This window comes from Mesorhizobium sp. M3A.F.Ca.ET.175.01.1.1, from assembly GCF_004791945.1.
Lineage (GTDB): Bacteria > Pseudomonadota > Alphaproteobacteria > Rhizobiales > Rhizobiaceae > Mesorhizobium.
Genome location: NZ_SRTP01000008.1, coordinates 66,566 through 81,576, shown reverse-complemented (window position 1 = coordinate 81,576; position 15,011 = coordinate 66,566). Strand labels below are relative to the sequence as shown.

Genomic DNA, 15,011 nt, shown 5'->3' with positions numbered 1-15,011 from the left:
CGCCTCGGCGCGCGCCGCGGCGCTCCTTCCTCGGCTGATGAACACTGCCGATCATAGATTCGACTGCCAGCCTCAAAGCCCCATCGTCGTGCATAATATGGGCTGGCCTCGCTACATTCGAAGGGGATCGAAGGCCGATCCCACGGTGCGGTGAAAGAAGCTGCAAGCGGCTTCCAAGACTAGGTGCGAGCACCTCGATCTCATTGTAGGCCCGTCATCGGATCATATGGAAATCGGTGAGCTTCATCCGCCGGCCTTTTACAACGTGGTTTGGTCGATCCTCTAGGGGATTACGCAGTCTTAAGCCAGCATTAATACCTTAGACGCGACACTAGGAATACTTTTACTATTCGCTAAAGCTCGATGCTATTTGACGAGGACTGGTCTTGCGTTTGCAGTTTTCTAGATGAGAGGGCTAAAGGACATTAGCGTCGGGACCAAGCTCTCGTTGGGCTTTGGGCTGGCGCTGCTGTGCGTCGTGGCCGTGGGAGTATTTGGGGTCGCGCAACTGCGATCACTCAACAAGGTCACGAGCGAGATCACCAGCGTTTGGTTGCCCCAGGTCCAGATCGTCGGCGAGATGAAGCGCAACCTCGCGGAACACCAGCTCTATGCGACGTTGCGCGTGCGCACTGCCGAGGCTGCGCAGATAGCCGGCATTGAGAAGGAGATGGCGAGGGAAAGCGACGAAATACTGCAAGGTCGGCGCGCCTATCGCCGGAGTGCCGGATCGCTGGCCGAGCAGCAGCTGTTCGACCAGTTCGTCAACCTATGGACGGCCTACGAAGATTCCCTGACATCGATTTTCCCGCTCCTCGAAACAGGAGGGCGAACAATGGCTGTCAAGGAGTTCGAGACGGTATCGCTCCCGACCGTTGCCGCCGCCACGCAGCGATTGGACGACCTGCTGGCCCTCACCAACGAGCGCAGCACGGCCGCGGCGGTGATGGCGGACAGGACCTACACCGTTGCGCAAAGATTGACTTGGCTGGCAGTTCTTTTTGCCGCCGGGTGTCTTGGTGGGCTTGTCGCCTGGATACGCCACAATGTCAGCAAGCCGATCCTCGCCGTGACCGAGGCGATGCGTTGCTTGGCGCAGGGCGAGCGCCGTTCGAGTCTCATTGCGCTGAAAAGGGATCGGCAGGACGAGGTTGGAGTGCTGTTCTCGGCCTTTGCCGGCTACCGGGCCAGCCTGGAGCGCAGCGATGCCTTGGCCCGAGAAGCCGAGCTGGAGCGGCAGCAATTGGCCGCGGCCGCCGCCAATATGCCCGTAGGGCTTTGCATGTTCGATGCGGAGAGGCGGCTGGTTCTGTGCAACCAAAGCTACGCCGATCTCTACCATGTGCCGGAGCCCCTGACTCGTCCCGGCACGCCGTGGATCGATTTGATGCGGTTCCGGATCGCGGCGGGCCTCTATGCCGGCCATGACCCGGAAAAGTATGTGCAGCAGCTGACGGAGACCATCGATCGCGCAGAGCGGACGGTGAGCCTGGTGGAACTCAGGGACGGACGCACCATCGACCTCATCCATCAGCCACTGCCGGGCGGCGGGTGGCTTGCCACTCACCATGACGTGACCGACTTGCGGCGGAGCGAAGCCAAGATTTCATACATGGCGCGCCACGACGGACTTACCGAGCTTCCAAATCGCATATTGTTCCGCGAACGCGCCGAGGAGGCTTTGGTCGAGATGCGGCGTGATGGTAGCAAGATTGCTTTCCACTGCCTCGATCTCGATCATTTCAAGATGGTCAACGACACGCTGGGGCACCCGGTTGGCGACGCCTTGCTGAAGGAGGTCGCCGCCAGACTGAAACAGGTGGCCCGTGAAGGCGACACCGTGGCAAGGCTCGGCGGCGATGAGTTCGTGATCATTCAAACCGCGGTTGATCAGCCGGTCGAGGCGACAGCTCTTGCCCAACGGGTCATTGATGGGCTGAGCGCACCTTATGTCGTCGATGGCCACGGGGTTATGATCAGCGCCAGCATCGGCATCTCGATCGCGCCGGACGATGGCATTGACGCCGACCAACTTCTCAAGACCGGCGACATGGCGCTCTACCGGGCGAAGGCGGAAGGCCGCGGAACCTACAGGTTCTTCGAACCGGAAATGGATGCGCGCATGCAGGCGCGGCGGTTTCTCGAACTCGACCTGCGCGAAGCGGTGGTGCGGCAGCAGTTCGAAATCTACTACCAACCGCTCCTCAATCTCGACCGCGGCGAGGTCAGCTGCTTCGAGGCGCTGCTGCGCTGGCATCACCCGACGCGCGGCATCGTATCCCCGGGAGAATTCATCCCGCTGGCCGAGGACATCGGCCTCATCGTCCCGATCGGTGAATGGGTTATCAAGCAAGCCTGTCTCGACGCGGCAAGCTGGCCCGGTAGCATCAAGGTCGCCGTCAATCTGTGCCCGGCGCAATTTCGCAACGCGCGCTTGCTCTCCACCATCGTCGAGGCATTGGATATCTCGGGACTGCCCCCCAGCCGGCTTGAGCTTGAGATCACCGAGACAGTGCTGCTGGCCAACAGCCAGGCGACTCTCTCGATGCTGCAACATATCCACATGCTCGGCGTTCATATCGCGATGGACGACTTCGGAACCGGATATTCGAGCTTGAGCTATCTGCGCTCGTTCCCATTCGACAAGATCAAGATCGATCAATCCTTCATCACGGACGCCGGAGATATCGACAGTTCCGTCGCCATCATTCGAGCGGTCACGAGCCTCGGCAACAGCCTCGGGATGCAGACCACCGCCGAGGGCGTCGAGACCGTGGAGCAGCTGGAACGGGTCCGAAGAGAAGGCTGCACCGAGGCGCAGGGCTTCCTGCTCAGCCGCCCGCTGCCCGCGCGGGACATCCCCGCGATGCTGGAGCGGACCCGCGCCGTGGTGGCGGGCGAGATCATTGAGACCGAACCCGAAACGTCAGGCGAGCGAGACACGGACAAGCCGGGCAGGCGTCGCAGTAGGGCGTCTGTCCCCGCCTAACCGGGATGCAAGCGAAAAACAGTGCCAACGAACATGAGTTTGCCGGCCTAGTTCAGGCCGCCACTCGGATCATGTCGATAGCGGGTGTGTAGGTCGGCGCGGCTCGAAATTAGGTGTGCTGAGCGCCGGTCAAAGTGGGATTAGCTTGTCATATCGATTATGGGATCCAGGTTGAACCCGACTTGCAGGACTCTGCTCGTAACCGAGCAGATCAACCTCACATTCGGTCGCTGCTCTTCACGGCTGCACCAACATCCCGCCTACGGCCGCTGGGCTCGGGCGACGAGACCATTCTGAGTGAGCGGCGTTTTATATACCCGTTCGGTCGTCAGTACCTTGCGTTCACGACAGATACGCCGGCGATCCTCCTGCTCCGGTGTTGGCTCTTTGACCATTGCACATATGCGCGGTTCGCCTCGCTTGAAGGCAAGGAGAGACGAGCGTTTCACCATCGATCTTATCGGTTTTGGCTCGGCGACTGCGACGAGACACTGCGATAGAAGCGGGATCAACGACGTAGCTCTCGATCCCCGCCTTGCTCAGAACCCGATGGATCCAGGAGCCATCGAGCCCGGCTTCCTGGATAGCGACGACGGGGAAGTCTGGCCCCATGCGTGCTCTTGCCTTCTCTCGCACGCTATCGAAGCGACGGAACAAGGCGGATAAATCACCACTGGGGACACTGTGTTTCGACAACTTCTCGCCGCCACCTGGCGACAACGACGAGATCAGCCAGGTTGAACGGCTGAGCTCCAGCGATACGAAGATTGCGCCCAGACCAGTCCGGATAGCAGTCAGAGTTTCGGATCGGTCGGCCACTACATGCATGGTGTTCCTCCGCGGGGTGTTTGTTAGCAGCGTCACTCTGCCAGAGCACGCGCCGCTATCCATCCGTCGCCATGGGATCTGGTGATTGTTCATGTCGCCGATTCCCGCGAAGGAACGCCACCATGACCAAGATTGAAAGTAAGACCGCCAGCGCTGCCGTCAAAGACATTCTGCTTTCAGACCCGGACGGACTTCACGAAATGATCCGTGCGGTGATGCAGGAGGTGCTCGAGGCCGAGATGGACGACGGTGGAGGAGACCATCGAGCGCACGCTGACCTTCTTTTGCCTGCCGCGCCAGCATCACAAGCATCTCAAGAGCACCAACATGCTTGAACGGCTCAATGAGGAAATCCGCCGGCGCACCTATGTCGTGCGCATCTTCCCCAACGCCGAAAGCTGCCTGCGCCTCGTCAGGGCGCCGGCTGTCGAAACCAACGAAAACTGGATGGAGGCCCTACATCAACATTGACGACCTGCGCGAGCACAAGAAGCTCGCTCTACGCCAAGCCGCATGACCAGCATCGTGGCCGCCCCATTTTGCAGAACTTGACGCACACAACCGCCACTTCGAGTTTACCGACCGCACCGAGTCATCCACGCAAAGACCTGCGCAGCGTCAGCTTCAGAGCTTGGTCCCACCGGCTGAACGCCAAAAAAGCGGATCTTGGCCATCGGAAGCGCCCTCAACCGACTGAGAGGTTTCGGCTTATGCGATGCGACTGGCAGTCCTGCGCTCCGGGGACAAGGCCGTGGCGGCAGAAGATCCCCTGGACATCAGGCGATGTCCGGAAGGCAGCATCGTAGTAACGGTTTTTACGCCGCTCGCGGCACGCGCGAGGTGAACGTCGCCCGGGTGACCGACACGCTGGTGCCGTCAATATCGCTGATAATCTCCACCCTGGCCTCCAGTTGTTTCACCAGTGCTTCGACGATGGCTGTTCCAAGTCCGGTAGCCGGTACGTCGTTGGCGATCTTGCCGACGCCATTGTCCGAAACCGTCAGTTTCCAGTCACTGCCCGCGGTCTCGTAGCTCACCTGGATGCGAGCGCCGGTTCTCTTCTTGGGGAAAGCATATTTGATGGCGTTGAGCACGAGTTCGGTGACAATTAGTCCCAGACTGACTGCCCTTTGCGAATCTATCCTGCCGCCTTCGGCCATTACGGTGACCGTGATCGGCTGGGCTTCGCCGACCATCGACGAGGCGAGGCTGCTGCACAATTTCGGTAGGTAAGAGCCGACATCGATCTCGTCGACGCCGGCGGAGGTGTGGAGATGGCGTTGCACCTCGGCCACGGACAGAACGCGCTGATGGGCGTCCTTGAGATGCTGGCGCGTCTCTTCCGACGTCACCGAGCGTGCCTTCAGCAACAGGATCGAGGCAATGATCTGCAGGCTGTTGGCAACCCGATGCTCCATCTCGCGCAGCAGGACGTCTTTCTGCCGAAGCAGGTCTTCGGTGCGACCGAGCAGTTCTTCCTTCTCCCGCTCGATGATACGACGGGCCGTTATGTCATTGAAGGCGAGAAGGATGGTGATGGCCGAACTATGGTCGTAAAGCACCTTGCGGGCATTGAGCAGCATGGTGCGACGGCCGATCCGCGTTCCTGAGCCATGCTTGCCTCCCTCTATCCCTTGATCTGGATCTTCTTCGGCCGATCCGCCTCCGGCCGGTGCAACTCGACTTCGAGCAGCCCGTTGGCGAAACGCGCCTCGACCCGTTCCGGGTCGACGCGGAATGGCAATTGCACTGTCCGGGAGAAGGTCCCATAGGCGCGCTCACGGCGGTGCCAGACGGATTTCTCGTCCTCCGTTCGAGGCTCGCGCGTTCCCTTCAATGTCAGAATGTTCTCGCGCACCGTGAGGCCGATTTCGTCAGGTGATATCCCCGGCAGTTCCGCGGCCACCGCCACGCTGTCCTCGCCAGTCCAAAGATTGATCGGCGGAAACTCCTGAGCGGCGCTGGCGGTCAGCCCGGCCAAACGCTGGTTTACTTCCTGTTGCATGCGCCGCATTTCCACAAACGGATCGAACCCGATGCGGCCGAAATCCGACAAAAGCATGTACATCCTCCTATGATTCACGACCTTGCATGATTGCCACGCGCGACACGTGCGTGCGCACCGGAAGCGGAATCGATCGATGGCAACAGGAGGGGCGATCAGCACAGAGACCGAGCGGCCCGATCGCGCAACCTCGCAGAATGCGAGAAAGAGGGGTTCGGGCAGACGCCGGAACACATCCTCCTTGCGAAGCGACATGAACCGAACTCGATCCACCGTAGGGCCGGACCGTCATTCCCGTGCCAGGACCCGATAGCGGCATCCGGCTTTATCATTAGGTGGCCCCAAATGGCCTTTCACGAGGTGATCTTTGACATTCCACCAGTCACCTCTTCGGCAACAGCGGGGTCCCTTCGAATCCGTAGCCACGTTGCCTCTAGTCGCTGATTTGGCTTCCCTTTGCGCAACTGTCGGGATCGACGAAGCGTCCCGAATTGCACCGCGGTTCGATCAACTGATCGCAGGCGACGCGCCGCATCGTCATGGTAGCTGACGAATGAATCGGCATGACACGTCGCAGTGACCGAGACATCAAGCCAGCACCTATGTCGGCTTGCCGCAAGTCAAAAGAATCCAGCCCTGCGTGCCGCGTTCGCTGACCTTCGCCAGTGACGCCATTTGCATTTCGGCCGGACAGATGGGCACAGACATGTGCAATTCCCGCATCGCCCATTATTGGAACTCACAAGGCGGCGTTCTTTCCGTCTTGGCGAGCAGCGGGCCAACGCGTTACCGGCGGTGATCTTCCTGCAGCTTTAAATCAGTCGCCACCAACGACGAAATCAGATTTGGCCAGCACGCCGGCAATCCTGGCAAATCCCACAATGCTTGCCGCGCCTGCTCGGGTGTCATCTGTCCGGCGATCGCTGCGTTGCTGCTTCTCACCGCGCAACTGAATACCGGTCCCCGACGCGCTTTTGGCCACTGATTCAGGAATACGAGCGCTTCGCGCACTGTGTTGATGTCGTGACGACGTCGTTGGTCTTAACCTGGACCGGCGATAGGAAAGCCAGACCGGTTATTCTTACCTCCCTGCGATCGCACGCTGGATCTTTCATTCGGTGGTTGGTTGCGTGACAGGTTTCGAACGTTAGGTCTTGTTTTCTCTGGAAGATCGGGCTGTACGACATAATCCAAATGTTGCGACGCAGCGAAGGCTTCTGCTGGTTCCCGAGTTGAAAAAGCCAGTTGCACCTGGATGAGTGTGTCGCCGCCACCCAATAGCCCATCAGATGTTCAATGGCAGGCGGCGTCCGACGCTCGAACAGCAAGCGCCACGGCCGGCGGGTAGCCGATGCCACAGCTTTGGAGCTGCCCCGGATACTATTATAAGACCGATTGACGCGGGGCTCGACGCGTTTGCGGCAAATAAGCTCGAGTGTGGACAGAGATGTGACGTTCTATTGAGTCGCTGACCCAATCGGTAGCGACCTGGTGATCCACGCAACCAATTCCGGTCGTTTCTGTCACTAAGAACTCGATATTCGCTATTTGCACCTCGAAAGTCGCATAATTGGCAGTGAGAAACTCAACGCGTTGTGAGGATGGCATAGAGAAGCAGTAGCCCCTTCTCTAGTCTCGCTACGGGAAAAATTCTGGAAAATGGGTCTGCTTGGCTGGACGCAGAACGCTGTGGTTATTCAGCCGGCATTTCTGAAGCCTCTCCAAGACAAACAGCTTGCCTTCGCGCACGCTGTCTTCGAGCGGCTTCGGCTTCGCCAGATGCGCCGCAATCGCGCTGGCCAGCATGCAACCTGTCCCGCGCATCGATGTGGCAAGGCGCGGTGCATCGAAGCGGATGGGTTCGTGCCCGGAGCGTAACAGAATATCGGTCGACCGGGTTCCCGACGCATGCCCACCCTTGATCAGCAGGGCTTGAGGGCCGGCGGCCAGCAGTCTTTTTCCTTGTTGGAGCGCTCCGTCCTCATCCACTGCCAGTTCGGAGCCACTAAGGAGCGCCAGTTCAGGGAGGTTGGGCGTGACAATGCAGCAAAGCGGCATAAGATCGCGCTTCATGGCAGCGATAGCGCCTGCTTGCAGAAGTGCGCGGCCTGAGGTGGAGGCCAGCACAGGGTCGAGTACTGCGGGGACATGCGGAAATTTGCGCAGCACTGCGGCAACGGCAACAATGATCTTGGCAGTCGCCAGCATGCCGATCTTGATTGTGGCCACGTCGTTGGCCTGCAGCGCGGCGCACATCTGATTGGCCACCAGGCTAGGTGGCGAATAATAGATTTCGATCACGGCGTCATGCGTTTGCACCGTTAGCGCTGTGACGGCGAGACAGGTGCGCACGCCAATGGCAGAGATCGTCTCGATATCGCGTGCAATTCCAGCACCGCCACTGGAGTCCGATCCACCGACGACAAGCACATGTGGTTCTCGCCTCAGCGCCATTGGTCCGTCTTTTCGATCCATTCTCGCGTGCGCGCCTCGGGGTCGTCGTTGAGCGTGATGTCGGTCACCACCGCCGCGCTGTCCGCGCCAGCCGCAAAGACACCGTCGAGCCGCTCAGGGTTGAGGCCACCAATGGCGACCAATTGAAACGGCGCGACCTGGCGCTTCCATTCGCTGATCCGTTCGACCCCTTGCGGCGCCCATTTCATCTTCTTCAGGATGGTCGGATAGATGGGTCCAAGCGCTATGTAGTCAGGCTCGGCGGCCATCGCCGTTTCCAGCTCCTGATGATCATGTGTGCTCAGTCCGAGCCTTACGCCGGCTGCCCGTATCGCCAAGAGGTCAGCGGTCTGCAAATCCTCCTGGCCGAGATGTATGAAGTCGCAGCCTTCCTCGATTGCCAGGCGCCAGTGGTCGTTGACGATGAGTTGGCACTGGTATCGAGCACACAAGGCCTTCGCGGTGCGGATCTCCGCGCGCAACCCAGCCTCATCCACGGTCTTGATGCGCAGTTGCAGAAGCCGGACTCCGAGTGGGACCAGCCGTTCGATCCAGGCAGCGCTGTCGACGATCAGATAAAAGGGATCGAGCTTCATGAAAAAACGGCCCTGCCGACCATCGGTGTCGATGGCACGGCGACGTCGCGCGGTTCGAGCATTCCCGAACTGAACGCCTCACGACCGGCGTCGACCGCCTTACCGAAAGCACGCGCCATGCCGACCGGATATGCCGCCTTGGCGACCGCTGTGTTCAGGAGCACGGCGTCAAAGCCGAGTTCCATGACGGTGGCCGCGTGCGACGGCCGTCCGAGCCCCGCATCCACAATCAGCGGGACGCCAGGGAAATATCCGCGCATCGAGCGCAGCGCCGTCATGTTGACCGGTCCCAAGGCGGAACCGATCGGTGCGCACCACGGCATCAGGACCTTGCAGCCCGTTTCCAGCAGCCGCTCGGCGACAACGAGATCGTCGGTGGTATAGGGGAATACCGCAAAGCCGTCCTCGCACAGGATGCGGGCGGCTTCAACCAGACCGAACACATCCGGCTGTAGCGTGTCGTGATTGCCGATCACTTCGAGCTTGATCCAGTTGGTGCCGAAGACCTCGCGCGCCATTTTCGCGGTGGTGACGGCTTCCTTGACGGAGAGGCAGCCGGCGGTATTGGGCAGGATTCTGGCGCCCAGCGAGCGGATCAACGACCAGAATTGTTCGCCGGCTCTACCGCCCGCCATCTCACGCCGCAACGAGACGGTCACCACCGACGTGCCCGACGCCTTGACTGCATCGGCAAGGATGGCCGGCGAAGGATATTGAGCGGTGCCGAGAAGCAGGCGCGACGAAAGCTCGGTTCCATAAAGCTCCAACATGCTAGCCGCCCTGCATGGGCGAGAGGATTTCGATCCGGTCGCCGTCGCTCAACTGGAACTCCGTGCGGTTGGCTTTGTGCACGAGGTCGCCGTTGACGGCGGTGGCGAGCCAATCGCCCTCATAGTCGAGCGCGGCAAGCAACTCGGCCAGCGTGGTGGCGGCAATCTCACGCGCCTCGCCGTTGACCATCAGTTTCATGAGCATGCTCCTTGGTTCTGTCTTGACTGAAAACCAGGCCGGCAGCCTGGCGCGCCATGGCGGGGGCGAGGAGAAAACCGTGACGATAAAGACCGTTGATCGCGATGATCTCACCGTCTGTTTCGACGCGTGGCAAATTGTCGGGAAATGCCGGACGGACACCCACACCGGTTTCAACGATCTCGGCCTCACCAAAGGCCGGATGGAGGGCATGGGCGGCGCCCAGCAGCTCCATCATGGAACGCGCCGTCACCGGTCCGGCGCTCTGGCTTTCAATCATCGTCGCTCCGATCATGAAACGGTGATCGGTGCGCGGCACGGCATAAAGCGGAAAGCGTGGATGAAGCAAACGGACCGGCCGCGACAGCGAGACATCAGGCGTGCGAAGGATCAGCATTTCGCCGCGAACACCGCGCAGCCTGTCATCGGCCGCTGCCATTCCCATGCAGTCTATCTGACGGGCGAAACCCGAAACAGGCCGGGCGTCGCAGCCGAAGTGGAATTTGACACCCATGGTCGCAAGGTTGTCATGAAGTGCCGCCATCGCCTGGCGTGGGTCGAGGTGAGCCTCGTTGGGGAAGAGCAATCCACGCCGGAAGCGGCCGGCGAGGTCGGGTTCCAGGAGCGCAATTTCGTTTTCATCGACGCGCCTATGCCCTGACGTGCGACTGGCGAACCGGTCAAGCTCACCGGCATCACGCGGCGCGGCCACGACCAATGTCCCGGCCCGTGTCACCTGACCCGACAGCACCGCATCCCACCAGTCGGCAGCGTCGCGTCCGAGATCCAGCACCGGCTGCTCCGCGCTTTCGCGCTCGCACCATGGCGCCAGCATGCCGCCGGCGAACCACGACGCGTTGCCGCCAAGGCCATGCCGCATCTCGGCGACTGTGACCGTCGCGCCGCGGGCGGCGAGTTCGAAAGCGACGGTGAGGCCGGCAACGCCGGCCCCTTTGACGAGCACCCTCATGATGGTTTGGGAGCCTCCGGCACGACCGGTACGCCAGTCTCGTCCGCCGGCATGTAGAGATCGCCGCCCTCCCGGTATTTTGCCGCCATTGCCGCCATGCCTTCCTTCTGAGCCTCGGCACGGATGTCGTGGGAAATGCGCATGGAGCAGAATTTCGGCCCGCACATCGAACAGAAATGTGCCAGCTTGTGCGCCTCCTTGGGCAAGGTCTGGTCGTGGAAGGACCGTGCGGTTTCGGGGTCGAGCGACAGGTTGAACTGGTCCTCCCAGCGGAACTCGAAGCGCGCGCGCGAAAGGGCATCATCCCTGGTTTTCGCTGCCGGATGGCCCTTCGCCAGATCGGCTGCATGGGCGGCTATCTTGTAAGTGATCACCCCAATCTTGACGTCGTTGCGGTCGGGAAGGCCGAGATGCTCTTTCGGCGTGACGTAGCAAAGCATTGCGGTGCCGAACCAGCCTATCATGGCGGCACCTATCCCTGAGGTGATGTGGTCATAGCCCGGCGCGATGTCGGTCGTCAGCGGCCCCAACGTGTAGAACGGCGCCTCACCGCACACTGCGAGCTGCTTGTCCATGTTCTGCCTGATCTTGTGCATGGGGACATGGCCCGGGCCTTCGATCATCACCTGGCAGTCCTTTGCCCAGGCAATCTTGGTGAGTTCTCCAAGTGTTTCCAGTTCGGCGAATTGCGCCGCGTCGTTCGCATCGGCGATTGAACCGGGACGAAGGCCGTCGCCGAGCGAGAAGGAAACGTCATAGGCTCTGGCGATGTCGCAGATCTCCTCGAAATGCTCGTAGAGGAAGCTCTCCCGGTGATGGTGCAGGCACCATTTGGCCATGATCGAGCCGCCGCGCGAGACGATGCCCGTGACCCGGTCGACGGTCAGCGGTATGTAGTGCAGCCGCACGCCGGCGTGGATGGTGAAATAGTCGACGCCTTGCTCGGCCTGCTCGATCAGCGTGTCGCGATAGACCTCCCAGTTGAGGTCCTCGGCGATGCCGCCGACCTTTTCGAGCGCCTGATAGAGCGGCACCGTGCCGATCGGCACCGGTGCATTGCGCACGATCCAGTCGCGGATGTTGTGGATGTTGCGGCCGGTCGACAGGTCCATCACCGTATCGGCGCCCCAGCGGATCGCCCACACCATCTTTTCGACCTCTTCGGCCATCGACGATGTGACAGCCGAGTTACCGATGTTGGCGTTGATCTTCACCAGGAAATTTCGCCCGATGATCATCGGTTCGCTCTCGGGATGATTGATGTTGGCGGGAATGATTGCGCGTCCGCGCGCCACCTCGTCGCGCACGAATTCGGGTGTGACGAAATCTGGGATCGCCGCGCCGAAGGCTTCGCCGTCGCGTTGCAGCTTGCCGCGCATCACCTCGCGGCCGAGATTCTCGCGGATGGCTACGAACTCCATTTCTGGCGTGATGATGCCGGCGCGCGCATAGGCAAGTTGGGTCACCGCCTTGCCCTGCTTGGCCTTGAGCGGCCGATTGCGTATCGGAAATTCCGGTGTCAGGCGCTCGCCGGTGGCGAATCCATTGTCTTCCGGCCGGACGTGGCGGCCGTCATAGGCTTCGACATCGCAACGCGCCGTGACCCATTCGTGGCGAAGCCGGGCAAGGCCTTTTTCGATGCTGGTTTGGACTGATGGATCGGTGTAGGGGCCGGACGGATCGTAGACGGTGACGGGCGGTTCGCCGGCCGTCGGATGGACGGAAATCTCGCGCATCGGCACCCTGATCTGCGGGTAGAGGACGCCGGGCTTGTGGATTTTCCGCGAGGCGGGCAGTGGTCCCGTCGACACGGCGGGGGTGAGGGCATTCATCGTGAGGCTCCTTTGCTCATGCATTGGAGACCCAGTTCTGTGCCGGAAGGATGAAAAGACGCTTCTGTAGACCTGCTGCAGCAGGACCTCGGGCGTAAACTCCCGCAAAGCGCTTGCACCGTCCCTACGCCAGTATGAACTGGATCAGGTTCAACGGGTCACTGCGCCGCGAAAGCCAGCAGTATCTCAGCCCCTTACCGGGACTCCCCTGGTGAATGCCTCAAGTTGAATGGGCCGGTGCTGCTTTGTCAAGCGCCTTCGGGCGCCTTCGGGCGCCTTCGGCCGGTGGCGACGTCCGGCGGCCGGCCGAGCGGAGAGCTCGCGCATGCATCGGGGACAAGTCACGCCCCGTAGACCAGGGCTGGAATGGCCAAAGTCTCATTCGCTTCGTGAAGGATGGAAAAACTGTATCGGCCATGTGCGTCGAGATCGACCGAGTAGCTCAGGCGGTCACGGATGTGGTTATCCTGGTCGAAGGCGACGATTTGCGGCTTCAGCGAGGTGATTTGCACCACGTCCAGGTAGATGGAGTTGCAGATATGATCTGGTCGTCGGGCTGGCAGGTGCAAGCGGCCGCTCTATTCAGGATGCGGCATCGGCGGCGTTCCCGATACCAATGATATCTTGCGGGCAACTTATGCAATCACCGGCTTCGTAAAACCCGACGGCGGCGGCCGTGTCCTGGCGCTGAGGATGTGCCGCTGTTCCAGCAGAGAAATCGCGTGGGCGCGGAGTTTTCGCTCTGCGAGGAAGAGTTGACGCAATCGTTTAGCTTGCTTGCAGTTCGTAGAGACCCGCCTTTGAAAGCAACTAAGCTATTGCATTGATATGTTGGTGCGCGATCGATCGCTACATAGCCGGCCGCCATTATCCGAGTATTGATCCGCCGGTGTTCGTGTTGCCGTATATGGCAATCCCTGCGAGATCGTCGCGGCCGGATCGGCCGCACCCTCTAGTCATAAAAGGGGAAGCGACCGAGAATTCCGCTGCCGAAAACTTCTCTGGCTTGGCTATGCATGCGGTAGATGAGATCGCCGCCTACCGCGACCTGGTCGAGGAAGGCATCGACGCCCAGTTCGGACAGCCTGGTTATCGCAATGCGTTAGCGGCTCAGACTTGCGGTCTCGAGAGCGGCCTTTGGGGGTCACCTCTTTTTTGTTTCAGAGGTTGGAAGACGGCTGCTCGTTACCCAATAGAAATGGCGACTACGGAACGCGATCGATCGCGGCCATCAGGAAACACCTGTCTTCGGCTCAACCTCGACATGGCGTCCGATCGACCGCAGATATACAGCTATCTCGTCCATGAGATGATCGCGTTCGCCGTAGATCTCAGCAATCCTGCGCAGCTGTGGCTCGACGGACCTCCGTTGCGCCGGCGTCAAATCAGCATCGCCAAAGACATATCCCAAGTTGCCAATCGCGCAAATGTTGCAGCCGGCCTCCACAACTGCTTGCACGAATGCCGGAATGTCTTTTTCTTGCATAGTCTTCATGTCGAACCTCTCGTGAATGGCGTGCTTGCGCGCCCATGCTGCCTTTTCAGCGTGTCCTCTGGGCGGCGCAAGCCTTGAGCGTAATTGTGCCGGGCAACCTCGACTATCCCGTCTGCCACGCTCTTTAGAGTCGGTGGGGTCTGGTGATTGCAGGCTGGGCCACTCAAAAGCCTGCAAGAAGAAAGTCATGGCGACCATTGCTCAAGATCGCGAGGGTGCGTGCAAGACCTTCCGTTGGCAGTCATGCACGCTCACCCAGCAACTGGGTATTGAGCAACTGGGTCTCACGTCGCGGGTCTCGTGTGCTTCACAGCCGAAAATAAGGTACCACCGTGGCTATTCTCAAGTGCAGGCTACCTCTTCAGGACACGGCGGAGTGCCTTCCGACGCACCCCTGGTGCAACGTGCGACCTAACGAGACACATCTCGTTCGCGTTCCCTCGACCTTTCTTCGTATTGCTGCTTGCCCTGCGATTTCAGGCCCTCTGCTAGCTTCTCGGCCGCTCTTTGGCCTGCAATGTCACTATTCAAGATCATATCCGACATCCCTGGATGGTCATAACCGTAATGCGCATGCAGTTTCCCTCACGAGCAGCGCCTATCCGTCGATTAGTTCGTCTTCCGGAACCCGAAGCCCTTTTTATCCGGCGTACCTATCCACCATTCAACCGGTATACCTTTCCCAACTTTGGCGGACCATTTACCTCAGGCATGATCATCTCGCGTGACATTTTTTTTTGGCGCCATCATCGCACGTGGCATTTTCTAAAAACCAAGACGTGTCAATTTGTAAAATCAAGGATGCGGCCGCGCCCGTTGCGAGGATTTGCAGGTAGCTCTTCAGCCCCAACACGATGTGTGAGGCGGCGGTGG

12 protein-coding genes, 3 pseudogenes and 1 riboswitch are annotated in these 15,011 nt (G+C 60.2%); of the genes and pseudogenes, 3 read left to right on the top strand and 12 right to left on the bottom strand.

What is annotated here, in order from left to right:
• The first annotated feature begins 406 nt into the window (after window positions 1-406).
• Window positions 407-2,989, top strand: a complete 2,583-nt coding sequence (locus EN818_RS19070) for an EAL domain-containing protein (protein ID WP_126057614.1) — start codon at window positions 407-409, stop codon at window positions 2,987-2,989.
• A 314-nt stretch (window positions 2,990-3,303) separates the two neighbouring features.
• On the opposite strand, the pseudogene EN818_RS32750 reads toward EN818_RS19070, so the two are convergent.
• Window positions 3,304-3,817, bottom strand: a pseudogene (locus EN818_RS32750) (transposase); the annotation flags it as partial.
• 122 nt (window positions 3,818-3,939) lie between these two features.
• Here EN818_RS32750 and EN818_RS19060 point away from each other — a divergent pair.
• Window positions 3,940-4,152, top strand: a complete 213-nt coding sequence (locus EN818_RS19060; protein WP_126057615.1) for a hypothetical protein — start codon at window positions 3,940-3,942, stop codon at window positions 4,150-4,152.
• Window positions 4,052-4,334, top strand: a pseudogene (locus EN818_RS19055) (transposase); the annotation flags it as partial. The gene EN818_RS19060 and the pseudogene EN818_RS19055, both read left to right, overlap by 101 nt.
• 298 nt (window positions 4,335-4,632) lie before the next feature.
• Here EN818_RS19055 and EN818_RS19050 read toward each other — a convergent pair.
• From EN818_RS19050 to EN818_RS34460, 11 genes and pseudogenes are all read right to left on the bottom strand, one after another.
• Window positions 4,633-5,415 (bottom strand): annotated as a pseudogene (locus EN818_RS19050) (sensor histidine kinase); the annotation flags it as partial.
• A 29-nt stretch (window positions 5,416-5,444) separates the two neighbouring features.
• The gene (locus tag EN818_RS19045) at window positions 5,445-6,077 is read right to left on the bottom strand and encodes an Hsp20/alpha crystallin family protein (RefSeq protein WP_126057616.1); all 633 of its coding nucleotides are present in this window, start codon (window positions 6,075-6,077) and stop codon (window positions 5,445-5,447) included.
• A 531-nt stretch (window positions 6,078-6,608) separates the two neighbouring features.
• Window positions 6,609-6,833 carry a DUF982 domain-containing protein gene (locus EN818_RS19040; protein ID WP_245454712.1) on the bottom strand — a complete coding sequence of 75 codons (225 nt, stop codon included), beginning with the start codon at window positions 6,831-6,833 and terminating at the stop codon, window positions 6,609-6,611.
• Window positions 6,834-7,460: 627 nt separating this feature from the next.
• Window positions 7,461-8,276: a hydroxymethylpyrimidine/phosphomethylpyrimidine kinase gene (locus tag EN818_RS19030; RefSeq protein WP_126057617.1), complete on the bottom strand. Its 816-nt coding sequence runs from the start codon at window positions 8,274-8,276 to the stop codon at window positions 7,461-7,463.
• On the bottom strand, window positions 8,267-8,872 hold the full coding sequence (locus tag EN818_RS19025; protein WP_126057618.1) for a thiamine phosphate synthase: 606 nt from the start codon (window positions 8,870-8,872) through the stop codon (window positions 8,267-8,269). The genes EN818_RS19030 and EN818_RS19025 overlap by 10 nt, the downstream gene beginning before the upstream one ends.
• Window positions 8,869-9,642, bottom strand: coding sequence for a thiazole synthase (locus EN818_RS19020; RefSeq protein WP_126057619.1), 774 nt, complete (start codon window positions 9,640-9,642; stop codon window positions 8,869-8,871). The genes EN818_RS19025 and EN818_RS19020 overlap by 4 nt, the downstream gene beginning before the upstream one ends.
• Window position 9,643: 1 nt before the next feature.
• Entirely contained in the window at window positions 9,644-9,841 is a 198-nt protein-coding gene (gene thiS / locus EN818_RS19015) for a sulfur carrier protein ThiS (protein ID WP_126057620.1), read from the bottom strand.
• Window positions 9,810-10,811 carry a glycine oxidase ThiO gene (thiO, locus tag EN818_RS19010; protein WP_126057621.1) on the bottom strand — a complete coding sequence of 334 codons (1,002 nt, stop codon included), beginning with the start codon at window positions 10,809-10,811 and terminating at the stop codon, window positions 9,810-9,812. Before thiO ends, thiS begins: the two co-directional genes overlap by 32 nt.
• A complete protein-coding gene (thiC, locus tag EN818_RS19005; protein WP_126063809.1) occupies window positions 10,808-12,643 on the bottom strand; it encodes a phosphomethylpyrimidine synthase ThiC in 1,836 nt (611 codons plus the stop codon). The genes thiO and thiC overlap by 4 nt, the downstream gene beginning before the upstream one ends.
• Before the next feature lie 103 nt (window positions 12,644-12,746).
• Window positions 12,747-12,863: riboswitch (TPP riboswitch) on the bottom strand.
• 121 nt (window positions 12,864-12,984) lie between these two features.
• Window positions 12,985-13,212, bottom strand: a complete 228-nt coding sequence (locus tag EN818_RS19000; protein ID WP_245454713.1) for a hypothetical protein — start codon at window positions 13,210-13,212, stop codon at window positions 12,985-12,987.
• Window positions 13,213-13,874: 662 nt separating this feature from the next.
• On the bottom strand, window positions 13,875-14,336 hold the full coding sequence (locus EN818_RS34460; protein ID WP_306283303.1) for a hypothetical protein: 462 nt from the start codon (window positions 14,334-14,336) through the stop codon (window positions 13,875-13,877).
• Window positions 14,337-15,011 lie beyond the last annotated feature (675 nt).

What these genes read in the sequence shown, in the direction of transcription:
- thiC (WP_126063809.1), bottom strand. Translation starts at nt 12,643, where the DNA reads ATGAATGCCCTCACCCCCGCCGTGTCGACGGGACCACTGCCCGCCTCG.
- EN818_RS19045 (WP_126057616.1), bottom strand. Translation starts at nt 6,077, where the DNA reads ATGTCGCTTCGCAAGGAGGATGTGTTCCGGCGTCTGCCCGAACCCCTC.
- EN818_RS19030 (WP_126057617.1), bottom strand. Translation starts at nt 8,276, where the DNA reads ATGGCGCTGAGGCGAGAACCACATGTGCTTGTCGTCGGTGGATCGGAC.
- EN818_RS19020 (WP_126057619.1), bottom strand. Translation starts at nt 9,642, where the DNA reads ATGTTGGAGCTTTATGGAACCGAGCTTTCGTCGCGCCTGCTTCTCGGC.
- EN818_RS34460 (WP_306283303.1), bottom strand. Translation starts at nt 14,336, where the DNA reads ATGGTCGCCATGACTTTCTTCTTGCAGGCTTTTGAGTGGCCCAGCCTG.
- EN818_RS19025 (WP_126057618.1), bottom strand. Translation starts at nt 8,872, where the DNA reads ATGAAGCTCGATCCCTTTTATCTGATCGTCGACAGCGCTGCCTGGATC.
- EN818_RS19060 (WP_126057615.1), top strand. Translation starts at nt 3,940, where the DNA reads ATGACCAAGATTGAAAGTAAGACCGCCAGCGCTGCCGTCAAAGACATT.
- thiO (WP_126057621.1), bottom strand. Translation starts at nt 10,811, where the DNA reads ATGAGGGTGCTCGTCAAAGGGGCCGGCGTTGCCGGCCTCACCGTCGCT.
- thiS (WP_126057620.1), bottom strand. Translation starts at nt 9,841, where the DNA reads ATGAAACTGATGGTCAACGGCGAGGCGCGTGAGATTGCCGCCACCACG.
- EN818_RS19070 (WP_126057614.1), top strand. Translation starts at nt 407, where the DNA reads ATGAGAGGGCTAAAGGACATTAGCGTCGGGACCAAGCTCTCGTTGGGC.